General features: G+C 67.4%; 9 protein-coding genes and 1 pseudogene. 1 reads left to right on the plus strand and 9 read right to left on the minus strand.

Features of this window, described 5'->3' with window-relative positions; translation table 11 throughout:
• Positions 1-16: 16 nt before the first annotated feature.
• From L1080_RS24460 to L1080_RS24500, 9 genes and pseudogenes are all read right to left on the minus strand, one after another.
• Positions 17-901, minus strand: a pseudogene (locus tag L1080_RS24460) (alpha/beta hydrolase); the annotation flags it as partial.
• A gap of 77 nt (positions 902-978) precedes the next feature.
• A complete protein-coding gene (locus tag L1080_RS24465; protein WP_159918689.1) occupies positions 979-2532 on the minus strand; it encodes a succinic semialdehyde dehydrogenase in 1554 nt (517 codons plus the stop codon).
• A gap of 81 nt (positions 2533-2613) precedes the next feature.
• On the minus strand, positions 2614-3594 hold the full coding sequence (locus L1080_RS24470; protein ID WP_250766027.1) for a 2-hydroxyacid dehydrogenase: 981 nt from the start codon (positions 3592-3594) through the stop codon (positions 2614-2616).
• Positions 3591-4934, minus strand: a complete 1344-nt coding sequence (gudD, locus tag L1080_RS24475; protein WP_250766031.1) for a glucarate dehydratase — start codon at positions 4932-4934, stop codon at positions 3591-3593. Before gudD ends, L1080_RS24470 begins: the two co-directional genes overlap by 4 nt.
• A 153-nt stretch (positions 4935-5087) precedes the next feature.
• Positions 5088-6098 carry an ABC transporter ATP-binding protein gene (locus tag L1080_RS24480; protein ID WP_250766033.1) on the minus strand — a complete coding sequence of 337 codons (1011 nt, stop codon included), beginning with the start codon at positions 6096-6098 and terminating at the stop codon, positions 5088-5090.
• Positions 6091-7119, minus strand: coding sequence for an ABC transporter ATP-binding protein (locus L1080_RS24485; protein WP_250766036.1), 1029 nt, complete (start codon positions 7117-7119; stop codon positions 6091-6093). The genes L1080_RS24480 and L1080_RS24485 overlap by 8 nt, the downstream gene beginning before the upstream one ends.
• Positions 7116-8126 (minus strand): ABC transporter permease, encoded by a 1011-nt coding sequence (locus L1080_RS24490; protein WP_250766038.1) that lies wholly within the window; start codon positions 8124-8126, stop codon positions 7116-7118. The genes L1080_RS24485 and L1080_RS24490 overlap by 4 nt, the downstream gene beginning before the upstream one ends.
• Before the next feature lie 12 nt (positions 8127-8138).
• Positions 8139-9065 carry an ABC transporter permease gene (locus tag L1080_RS24495; protein ID WP_159918684.1) on the minus strand — a complete coding sequence of 309 codons (927 nt, stop codon included), beginning with the start codon at positions 9063-9065 and terminating at the stop codon, positions 8139-8141.
• A gap of 66 nt (positions 9066-9131) precedes the next feature.
• A complete protein-coding gene (locus tag L1080_RS24500; protein WP_250766040.1) occupies positions 9132-10712 on the minus strand; it encodes an ABC transporter substrate-binding protein in 1581 nt (526 codons plus the stop codon).
• Between the two features lie 364 nt (positions 10713-11076).
• On the opposite strand from L1080_RS24500, the gene L1080_RS24505 reads away from it, so the two are divergent.
• Positions 11077-12087 carry a 2-hydroxyacid dehydrogenase gene (locus L1080_RS24505; RefSeq protein ID WP_250766042.1) on the plus strand — a complete coding sequence of 337 codons (1011 nt, stop codon included), beginning with the start codon at positions 11077-11079 and terminating at the stop codon, positions 12085-12087.
• The last annotated feature ends 260 nt before the right edge of the window (positions 12088-12347 follow it).

Consider the following 12347-nt stretch of genomic DNA (forward strand, 5'->3'; position numbering starts at 1 on the left):
GCTCACCGAAGTAGACGTCGAAGTGGCCGCCCGGATACTCGCGTACCTCGGCATCCGGGGTCTTGGCCGCGGCCTCCCGCGCACTGCGTGTGAAGGTGACGACGTCGTTGTCGGCGATGGCGAAGAAGACCGGACAGCCGATCTGCGCGACCGCCCTCGTCGGCCGGTAGAGCGCCGCCTGCAGCGCGACGCGTCCGGGAGTTTCGTTGCGCCACGTCGAACCGGGCGGGTCCATGGCGCGGTATCCCGCCTCCGCATCGGGGGTGGTGATGGCCGCGAACGACCCCGGCGGCCCGACCACGGGGAACATGTGCGGCGGCCGACGTCGTAACTGCGCGAGCCGATCCCGCAGGTAGGCGACCGACATGCGGGCCAGCCCCGCGATGCCGAGCCTGCGAAGGTTCGTCAGCCCGTCGACGTACGGCACCTGCGACACCACGGCCGCCACCCGGTGATCCCGCGCTGCCGTCGTCAGGACGAGACCGCCGGCCAGTGAGGTGCCCCAGATCGCGATGCGGTCGGGATCGATGTCGGGACGACTGCGCACGTAGTCGAGAGCGCCGGCCCAGTCGACGAGCTGACTGTCGAGGTCGAGGAGTTGCCGGGGTTCCCCTTCGCTGGCACCGAAGTAGCGGTAGTCGAACACCAGTACCGCGAATCCCGCGGCCGCGAACCGCTCGGCGTAGGCGTCGAGTCGTTGTTCACGCACGCCGCTCCAGCCGTGCGCCAGCACGACACACGGAAGTGCCGCCGAGGTGGGCGATGGGGGGTGATAGAGCCAGGCGGCGCAGCGCTGTCCGCCGGAGGAGAACTCCACGTTCTCACGCCGGATGCCAGGGCAGGGGTGTTCGGCTGGTGTCGGCCGAGAATTCATGAGGGGCGCCTCCGCGGGTGTAACCATCACCCACAGCCTCCACCCGGGCGTCCACCGACGACAGGCACCCCAGGGCGGGTAAAACGACCACCCTGGGGTGAGACTCAGCGTCCCGGCACGTACTGCAGCGCCTTCACGAACGGCGGCATGATCTTGGCCCACACCTTGGGCGGCAATCCGCGTGGGCCGCCGAGATTGAGAATGCGGGTGGTGGCGATGGTCTGGGGTTCGGTGTACTTGAGGAGCCCGTCCGCACCGTGGCGGCGCCCGACCCCGGACACTCCCATGCCGCCCATCGGCGCGCCGGTGCTGCCCCAGGCGGGGGCATAGCCCTCGTCGACGTTGACCGTTCCGGCGTGGATGCGCGCCGCGATGGCCTCACCCTCCGCCTTGGTTCCCGCCCATACGCTGGCGTTGAGCCCGTATTCGGTGTCGTTGGCACGTTCGATCGCCTCGTCGACGTTCGCCACCGGGTACACCGACACCAGCGGTCCGAACGTTTCCTCGCGGTAGCACTCGGCGTCCTCGGGAACTCCGGTGAGGACGGTCGGCTCGTAGAACAGCGGCCCGAGATCGGGGCGCGCCTTGCCGCCGGCCACCACGGTGGCCCCCTTGACCACGGCGTCGTCGACGTGGCTGGACACCGCCTTCACCTGCGCCTCCGACACCAGGCTGCCCATTTCGATGCCGAAGTCGTAGCCGGCGCCCAATGACATGTTGCGCACCCGCTCACCGAACATCCGGGTGAACTCGGGGGCGATGGATTCTTCCACGTAGATGCGCTCGATCGAAATGCACAGCTGACCCGAGTTCGAGTAGCAGGCACGCACGGCGGCATCGGTGACCTCGCGGAGGTTGGCACCTGCCGTGACGATCATCGGGTTCTTGCCCCCGAGTTCGGCGGAGAAACCGATGAGCCGGCGACCGGCCTGCTCGGCGAGTAGCTGCCCGGTCTGCGAGGACCCCGTGAACATCACGTACTCGGTGTTCTCGACGAGCGCCGTGCCGACGACCGAGCCCGGCCCGGGGACCACGGCGAACAGGTCACGCGGAAGTCCCGCCTTGTAGAGCAGGTCGACGCAGGCCAGCGCGCAGTACGGCGTCTGACTGTCCGGCTTGAGCACCACCGCATTGCCGGCGAGGAGGGCCGCGATGGCGTCGGACACCGCGAGGGTCATCGGGTAGTTCCAGGGAGAGATGACGCCGACGACGCCCTTGGGCTGGTATCGCACCACGGTCTTGGTGAGCACCGGCAGCATCCCGGAGACGCGGCGGGGGCGGAGCAGCTTCGGTGCGACGCGCGCGTAGTGGCGGGCCGTCATCGAGATGTCGAGGATCTCCTCCTGGGCGGCCGTGCGGGACTTTCCGGTCTCTGCCTGCGCCATGTCCATCAGGGCGTCGCGGTTCTCGAGCACCAGTTCGCGGTACCGGTGGAAGATGGCGGCCCGTTCGGTGACCGGCCGCTGTGCCCAGTCCTTCTGCGCGACCCGGGCACGAGCGATGGCGTCCACGGCGTCCTGGGCGGTACCGATCGGGACGGTCGCCAGTTCCTTGCCCGTGAATGCCTCGACGACGGAACGGGTCGGACGATCCGCCGCCTCGGGGATGGCGATGAGATCAGCGAGCCGCGCGAATGTGGCGGCGGACGGAACAGGCATGACGTACCCCTACTGGTTAGTAGTTTTTGCGGTTACACATAACCTACCTGTTCCGTGGGCCAAGTCACAGGCCCGGAGGTTCTAACCGGGGCGGACGGTGCGCAGAACGGTTTGCCCGGCGTCTAGCCGGCGGATGTTGTCGGTGATGTCCCGGACCCGTCCGACGAAGGTGTGCCGGGTGACGCCGGAGGAATGCGGTGTCATGAGAAGGTTCCGCAGGTCCCGGAACGGGTGCGCGGCCGGGGCACCCCGACCGTTCGTGTCGGGGTCGGCGTACCAGACGTCTACCGCGGCCGAGGCGATGACGCCCGTCGCGAGAGCGTCGTAGAGCGCCTGTTCTTGGATCAGCGGGCCGCGGCCGACGTTGATCACCAAACCACCGGCTCCCAGTGCCGCCAATTCCGCGGTGCCGATCATCCCGCGGGTCGCGGAGTTCAGCGGCGCCGACACCACCACGATGTCGGACTCGAACATCAGGCGCAGCAGCGACGAGTGGTCACCCGCCCACACGAGTCCTTCCGCACCGGCGTCGACACGTCCCCGGCCGGTGACGGCGCAGCCGGACGAACCGAATGCTCGAAGCAGGTTCCACGACCGCCTGCCGATGTGACCGAACCCGACGAATCCGATGCGCGCGTCGTGCATCGACGCCGGCTGCGGGATCGCGTCGTCGTACACGGAGCTGGCCCATCGGTCGCCGCGCAGCGCACGATCCTGATCGAGCAGTCCGCGTCGCAGCAGAACTGCCGCCGACACGATGTATTCGGCGATGGAATCTTCGTGATGGAAGGTGTTGGCCACCAGAGTGTCAGCGGGGAGGGCGTCGAAGTCGACCTTGTCGGTACCCGCGCCCGCTACGTGGACCAGACGGAGTTTTGGTGCGGCGGCGGCCATCGCGGCGGTGAACCGGCCACCCACGTACACGTCGGCGTCGGCCACATCGGTGACGATCAGTGGTTCGTCGAACCTCTGATGCCAGGACACGAAAGCCCCGGACGGCAGCCCGGATTCGAACAGCTCCTTGTGTGGCAGCAGGTTCCGGTCGCCGACGACAATCTTCACCGGCCGCGTACCAGTGCGGGCCGCTTGCTGTCGAAAGTCCAGTTCGGCACGAGGAACTGCATGCCCACCGAATCATCTCGGGCGCCCAGACCTTCACGGAGATAGAGTTCGTGCGCCGCTTCCACCCGATCCATGTCGAGCTCCACACCGAGACCGGGCGTGGTCGGCACGGTCAGGTATCCGTCTTCGATGGCGAACGGCGCCTTCGTGATCCGCTGCCCGTCCTGCCAGATCCAGTGCGTGTCGATGGCGGTGATGTCACCGGGTGCGGCCGCTGCCACATGGGTGAACATGGCGAGGGAGACGTCGAAGTGATTGTTGGAATGCGAACCCCACGTCAGCCCCCAGGCGTCACACAGTTGCGCCACCCGAACCGAACCCGCCATCGTCCAGAAGTGTGGGTCGGCCAGGGGAATGTCGACGGCGCCGGAGCGGATGGTGTGGCCCAACTCCCGCCAGTCGGTGGCGATCATGTTCGTCGCCGTCGGCAGTCCGGTTGCCCGCTTGAATTCACTCATCACCTCGCGACCGGAGAAAGTGCCCTCGGGACCCACCGGATCCTCCGCGTACGCGAGGACGTCACGCAATCCCCGGCACGTCTCGATCGCCTCCGCCAGCAACCAGCCGCCGTTGGGGTCGAGCGTGATGCGTGCGGACGGGAACCGTTCGGCCAGCGCGGTCACCGCCGCCGCCTCTTCGCGCGGGGCGAGCACCCCACCCTTCAGCTTGAAATCCTCGAAACCGTAACGCGCATGGGCCGCCTCGGCGAGGCGGACGATGGCATCGGGGGTCAGGGCCTCCTCGTGCCGCAGACGAAGCCACTCGTCGGACTCGCCCTCACCGGACAGGTAGTCGAGGTCGGTCGCCGTCCGATCGCCGATGAAGAAGAGGTACCCGAGCGCCTGCACGCGGTCCCGTTGCTTGCCGTCACCGAGCAGGCCCGCGACCGGGACACCGAGGTGCCTGCCGAGGAGATCCAGCAGGGCCGACTCGACCGCGGTCACGGCGTGAATCGCCACGCGCAGGTCGAAGGTCTGATTGCCGCGCCCGGCGGCGTCCCGATCCGCGAACGTCCGGCGCATGTCGGCGAGGACGGCGTTGTACTCGCCGATGCTCCGGCCCGTCACGATCGGGCGGGCGTCCTCGAGCGTGCGCCGGATCGGTTCACCGCCGGGTACCTCTCCCACGCCGACGTTGCCGTCGGAATCGGTGAGGATCACCAGGTTGCGGGTGAAGTACGGGGCATGCGCGCCGGACAGGTTCAGCAACATACTGTCTCGACCTGCAATCGGGACCACACGCATGTCGGTGACGACCGGCGTGGTGCTCGTTGTACTCATCTCCGAAAACCTTCCTTCACAGCGCAGCGCCGCCCGTGAGGCGCCTCACAACCAAAACTCTAAGTGGCCCGATTGATACATGTCCAAGACTTGTTGAGCATCGAACGATGCACATCGTGCATCACCTCAGCTGCCGTCCCCGGCCGGCGACGCTCACCCGACCGCGAGTGGCATGCCCAGTTCCGCACGACCGCGGGGATGGTGACATTCGGCGACGTGGTGTGCCTCTCGCACGTCCACGGCCTTCGGAGGGATCGTGCTCGCGCAGATGTCGGTCGCGTGGGCGCAGCGGGTGCGGAACCGGCAGCCGGACGGCGGGTCGAGGGGCGAGGGCACCTCGCCGTCGAGAATGATCCGGTGTTTCCGCGAGGCGGCGTCCAGCTTGGGCGCCGCGGACATCAGCGCCTCCGTGTAGGGGTGCGCCGGCCGGTCGAACACGGCGTCCGTCGCACCCGTCTCCACGATCCGCCCCAGGTACATCACCGCCACCCGATCGGCGACGTGCCGGACCACGGACAGGTCGTGGGAGATGAACACGTACGAGATTCCGAGCTGCTTCTGCAGATCGCCCAGCAGGTTCAGCACCTGGGCCTGCACCGAGAGGTCGAGTGCCGACACCGGTTCGTCGCAGATGACGACGCTCGGGTTCAGTGCCAGGGCGCGTGCGATGCCGAGCCGCTGACGCTGCCCGCCGGAGAACTCCTGCGGATACCGGTTCTCGTCACTCGCCCGCAGCCCGACGAGCTGCAGCAGTTCCCGCACCCGCGCGGTGCGGTCCCGACCCGACTTGTACAGATTCTTGTGGGTTCGCCACGGTTCCGCGATGATCTCGCCCGCCGACATGCGGGAGTTCAGCGAGGCGTACGGATCCTGGAACACCATCTGCACGCGGCGGCGCAGGGCCAGTAGATCCTTGCCCCGCAGCGAGAACGGGTCGACCCCGTCCCACGTCACCGAACCGGAGTCCGGGCGCTCGAGCATCATCAACGTGCGGGCCAGAGTGGATTTGCCGCAACCCGATTCACCCACCAGGCCGAGAGTCTCACCGCGAGCCAGGTCGAGGTGAATGCCGTCGAGAGCGCGTAGCTGGTTTTTGCCTGCCTTGTTGGCGGGGACCTTGAAGGTTTTGGTCAGCCCCCGCACCTCGAGTATCGACTCAGACACCGGTTACCTCCTCGGGGAAATGACATGCGGATCGACGACCGGCTCCTCGGACCTTCTCGAGCGGCGGCCGGGTTGTGCGGCAGAGATCGCGGGCCAGCGGGCACCGGGCCTGGTAGACACAGCCCGAGGGAATGGAATGCAGGTCCGGCGGTGTGCCGCCGATGGACTTCAGAGCTTCTCCGCGCACCGCGCGCACCGGGACCGAATCGAGGAGGCCCTTGGTATACGGGTGGCGCGGATGGGCGAATACCTCGGACACCGGGCCGGTCTCGACTACGTTGCCGGCGTACATGATTGCGACGCGGTCGGCTTCCTCGGCGACGAGAGCGAGGTCGTGGGTGATGAGCACGACCGCCATGTCGTGTTCGCTGCGCAGGTCGCGCAGCAGGGACATGATCTGTGCCTGCACGGTGACGTCCAGCGCGGTGGTCGGCTCGTCGGCGAGGAGTACCGACGGGCTGAGCGCGACGGCCATGGCGATCAAGAGTCGCTGGCGCATGCCCCCGGAGAACTGGTGCGGGTACGAGTCGGCGCGGGAGTCGGGTTCGGGGATACCCACCCGGCGCATCAAGGCGATCGCTTCCCGGCGGGCCTGTTTGGCCGTCATACCGCGGTGGAGCCGAAACGGCTCTGCCAGTTGCTTACCGACGGTGTAAACCGGGTTCAGCGCGGTCAGTGCGTCCTGGAAGACGATGGCGAGTTCGGTGGCGGCCAGGGCGCGGCGGGTCTTGGTGTTTGCGGTGACGAGGTCCACCTCCCCGAGGCGCACCGAACCGCTGGTGATGTCCGCGATCGGCTCGAGCAGACCGACGAGCGCCTGGGCGGTCATCGATTTGCCACACCCGGATTCGCCCAGCAGGGCGAGCGTCTCACCACGGCGGGCGGTGAACGACACCGCGTCGACGGCCCGGACGGTCCCTGCGGGGGTACGCAGGTCGACGGTCAGATCCGAGACCTGGAGGGCCACACGGTCGGTCTCTGCGACCTCGGGAGATTCGACGGCTGCTGCGGGTGCGCTCATGAGACAACCTTTCGGGTGGGGAGAAGGCGCGAACGGCGCGAGCGGGGCACGGTCAGGCGCCAGCGCTGGCCCGGGTCGGTGGCGATGCGCGCCCACGCCGCCAGTACGGTGGCCGACACCGTCGTAATCACGATGGCCAGTCCGGGGAAGAACGACAGCCACCACGCCGTCTGCAGGTACGTGCGGCCCTGCGACACCATGAGGCCCCAGCTGATGTCCGGTGGCTGGATGCCGATGCCGAGGAAGCTCAGTGACGATTCGGCGAGCATCACGTAGCAGAAGTCGAGGGTCGCGACGGTCAGGAGAGTCGGCAGGAGGATCGGGAACACGTGCCGCCGGATGATTGCTCCGCTGCGAGCGCCGAAAGTCCTTGCGGCGTCGACGAACAACCGGCTCTGCAGTTCGGCCGACTCGGCGCGGGCGGTGCGCAGGTAGATCGGAATGCGGGTAATGGCCAGCACCAGAACGATGTTCGCCGCACTCGGTGAGAAGACGTACAGCACCACCACGGCCATCAGCAGGGAGGGGAAGCTCATGATGACGTCGGCGACTCGCATCGCCGTCGTCTCACGCCATCCGCGGTGGTAGCCGGCCCACATGCCGACCAGCGAGCCGATGACGCAGGACAGCGCGACCGCGGGTAGTGCCACGAGAAGAGTGGTGCGGCACGCGACGACGAGCCGGGCGAGCATGCTGCGCCCGAGCGGATCGGTGCCGAGGATGTTCATCCAGCCGTTGGTCACGTCGAAGGGCGCGAGGGTGGATTTCTCGAGGTCCTGGTCGGTGGCCGCGTCACCGACGAGCCAGGGACCGAAGACGGCCACCAGGAACACGATGACGAGGATCGCCGCGGCCACCGTGGCCATCCGGTCGCGCAGCAGCAGCCGCCACAGCGGCATCTTCCCTGCCGCGGATTTCTCCGGCCTGCCGGGTGCGGTCGGGACCGGTTCGCTCGGCAGCGGGACTGCGGTGGGCTCGTCCACCCGGGGAGGGTTGTCGATGGACATGTCGGCGGCCTCCTAGACCTTGGACTTCTCGCGGACACGCGCGTCGAGAAGCGCATACCCGGCGTCGATCAGGATGTTGAGCACGAAGATGCTGACCGCGGTGACGAGGACCGCGGCCTGCAGCACCGCGAAGTCGCGCTGCAGAATCGCGTCGATCATCAGCTTGCCGATGCCGGGCCACCCGAAGATCGCCTCGACCACCACGGCGCCGTTGACCAGGCCGACGGTGAGGTCGCCGGCCACCGTGAGAGCGGGTGCGGCCGCGTTGCGCAGCGCATGGTGGGTGACCACCCGCAGGTCGCCGGCGCCCTTGCTGCGGGCAAGACGTACGTATGGTGCGGAGAGCGCGGACACCATCGCACCGCGCACCACCTGGGTGAGCACGCCGAGCGGTCGGATCAGCAGGGTGGCGATCGGCAGAATCCACGACAGGGCACTGCCAGTTCCCGACGTGGGGAGCACGCCGAGCACCACGGCGAAGATCCACACTCCGGTGATGGCGAACCAGAAGTCGGGGATGCTGGCGGCGGTCATCGACAGCAGGCTCGACACCCGGTCGGCCGGCGAGTTGGGCCGGTACGCGGCCCAGCACCCGATCACGACCGCACCGATCACCGCCAGCAGCATCGTGAAGAACGCGAGCTGGAGGGTGGCGGGGAAGGCCCGGAGCGCCATGGCGGCGGCGGATTCCCCTGTTCGCAGCGACTCACCGAAGTCGAGATGGACGACCCCGGAGAGATAGTCGAGCATCTGGCTCAGGACCGGCTTGTCCAGACCGTTCTCCGCGGCGAACTCCGCCCGCTGATCGGGTGTGGCCGACACCGGCAGGTACAGGTTGGTCGGATCACCGGTGAGACGGGCGAGGAGAAACACACCGAAAAGCACGACGAGCAGTGGAACGAGACTGGTGTACACGCGTCGGCGCAGGAATGCGAACACGGGTCACCGCCTTTCGGACGGTATCGGTCGGGACATCAGGATTCCTCCGGGTGGCTGGGGAGAGGGTTAACTGCTCGCATCTGTGTCGGCGCGGGTCATCTCGCTCAAGCGCATCTCGTCTCCCGTCGCCGAGTTCGGCTCGTACCGGACGGACGGCGACTTGGCGAGCACCGCATTCATGTGCGCGATGTACGCGAACTGGCGGAGCTCTGTCGATTCGTCCGCGAGAACCGCCGCGAAGGCGTCCTGGCGGGCGTCCCCGACGAGCGCTTCGGCCGCGTCGATCCGCGCGTCGTATGTGTCTGTGCCGAAATAACTTTGGTAACCGTCACTGCGCATGTACTGGTCGACGGTGAACTGCGCGTCACCCGCCTGGTTGCCGTGCTGAATCATCAGCAGCACCGGACCGGCGTCGGGAAACGGGCGGATCTGGTACTGCATCTGCCCGGCCGTATCCATCATCTCGATCTTGACGTTGAGACCCGCCTCGCTGAGCGAGTTCTGGATGACCTCGATGGTCTCGTTGATCTTCGGGAACTGACCGGTGCGGCCGATCAACCGAATTTCCTTGTCGACCGGGACGCCGTCGGCCTTCGCCTCGGCGACGAGGGCGGCCGCCCGGCCGGGGTCGTACGGTGTGGGCTGCAGATCCGGATCGAACCCGACGATGCTGCTGCCGACCAGCTGCGCTGCCGGATCGCCGAGCCCTTGGAAGAGCGCCTTGACGATGCCGCTGCGGTTGACGGAGTAGTCGATCGCCTCACGGATGCGGTAGTCGTCGAGCGGCGGTTCGTTCGCCTGCATCCGCAGCGCCGTCGTCTCGTTGTTGGGGTACGCGACCCCCAGGTCACCCGCCCCGTCTTCCGGGCCCAGGTAAGTGGCGAGTTCCGCCTCGTCGTTGGTGACCATGGCGGCGCGCACACTGCCCTCGGTGCGCCACTGGTAGATCGCGCGCGCATACTCGGGCATCGCACCCCAGTAGGTGTCGTTCCGGACCAGCGACAGGCGCTGGCCGTGGTCCCAGTAGTCCACCCGGTATGGACCCGTTCCGATGGGTTCCCGCACCTTGTCCTGCGCATCCGTGGTGGTGGGCACCATCTCCACGAACGAGATCCGCAGCGGAAGGATGGGATCGGCGGTGGGCGTCGTCACCGTTACCGTTCCGGGGTCGACCGCCGCGACCACCAGCGGGTCGTCACCGAAGACGTACCCGTCCACATCGCAGCCGATGGTGGAGTTGACGGCCCGGTCGATCGAGAAGGCGGCGTCCGCGGCGTCGAACACGCTGCCGTCACTGAACGTCACGCCGGGGCGGATGCGGAACGTCCACACGTTCCCGGACGTCTGCTCCCAGGACTCGGCGAGTTTCGGTTCGAGGTCGCCCGTGTCGGCGTTGCGCTCGACCAGGGGTTCGGTGATGTTCGACCGCACCACGACACCGGTCGAGGTGAGGGACGCGTCGCAGGGTTCGAGCGTGGGCGGCTCCTGGGGGAGCACGATGCGCAGCGTGTCGGGGCTGGCGGCATCGCTGTGGTTCGAATTGGCCACCGAGCAGCCGGCGGCCAGCGCCGACACCGTCATCGCGGCTGTGGCTGCAATGGCGGCGCGGTAACGGGTTCCCTGCTGCAACGAACGTGCAGGGCTCATGGTGTCCTCCGTAGGATGTGTCGCGACTGTCCGCGAATGAAGAGGGCCCGTCTGTGACGGTAGACACACGCTAGAAGCGGCCCGGAACAGCGTCAACAGCGGTAAGTCGAGGTTGCTGCGCCAAAAGGCCAGGTGAGCCCCGTCACACGACACCCGCCGAGGAGACTGCGATCACCCCCGGGCAGGCCCGTGACCGGCGGATATCCGGTGGCGCTCCCCCTTACCGTCGTCAGAGAGCCCGTCAATCATGCCGTTTCGGTATCGGTCCATGTTATTTACGTGTTGGACAGGCATTGGGACCCGGCTTAACGTTCGAGTATCCCGATGCGTGGAGACTCGCTCCACCTCGTGCGAGGAGGACTGAATGGCGACGGCAGAGGCTTCTCCGAATTCGATTGCGGCGCAGGGTGTTCACCTCGGCCGAGTACTGATGGTCGGACCGTTGAAGCCCTCCCTCGCGGCGACGCTGACGGAGCGGTACGACGCACTCGACCTGCCCATGGGCGAGGGGCGGTCGAACTTCCTGCGCGAGCACGCCGAGTCTGTCACTGCGGTGGTCACGTCCGGCCGGACCGGAGTCGATGCGACGTTGATGACCGCCCTCCCCCGTCTCGGGGCGATCGTGCACTTCGGAGTCGGTTACGACACAACAGATGTCGCGCTCGCCGCGGAACGCGGCATCGGAGTGAGCAACACTCCGGACGTCCTCACCGACTGCGTTGCCGACACCGCGGTCGGGTTGCTGATCGACACCCTTCGCGGATTCTCGGCCGCCGACCGCTACGTGCGGGCGGGGCGGTGGCCAGTGGACGGCAACTTCCCTCTCACCCGCAAGGTGAGCGGCACCCGGGTCGGCATCGTGGGGCTCGGGAGAATCGGCTCGGCGATCGCCACCCGACTCGAAGGATTCGGTTGCTCGATCTCGTACCACAACCGGCACGAGGTGTCCGGCTCTGCGTACACGTACGTCGGGTCGGTGGTGGAACTCGCCGCCGGCGTCGACGTACTCGTGGTGGCAGCGGCGGGAGGTCGGGGCACCGCGAAGCTCGTCGACCGCGCCGCGCTCGAGGCGCTCGGTCCCGACGGCTATCTGATCAACGTGGCCCGCGGCACGGTCGTGGACGAAGAGGCACTCGTCGAGTTGCTCACCCAACGACGCCTCGCGGGGGCGGGTCTCGACGTATTCACCGACGAGCCGCACACTCCCGAGGCGCTGCTGGCGCTCGACACCGTCGTCCTCCTTCCCCACGTCGCGAGCGGCACCGTCGAAACCCGAGCCGCCATGGAGGCGCTCACGTTGCGCAACCTCGACGACTTCCTTACCTCGGGCACACTGACCACCCCCGTGGTGCAGCCGAAGGTACTCACCCGCTGAGTGACCGGGCGCGTACATAACGTTCGGGGCGACCGGAGGCCGAGGCCGGCTACCCGGTGATGCGAAGTACGGATTACCGAAGTCTCGGTTTCCGTCAACCGAAGTCGAGGTGCTGTGAGTTCGATCACAGTCGAACTCCGAGCTGCCATAACCTTGTCACTCGTCCAGTTCCGCGCCCGACTTGAACGCCGTTCGGGATTTTTCCCGCTCAGCCAGGCATCGCGTTGCGTCGACGGAATGGGAGGCGCACCCGAAACAGT

The organism is Rhodococcus sp. MSC1_016, assembly GCF_023667485.2.
Taxonomy (GTDB): Bacteria; Actinomycetota; Actinomycetes; order Mycobacteriales; family Mycobacteriaceae; genus Rhodococcus_F; species Rhodococcus_F oxybenzonivorans.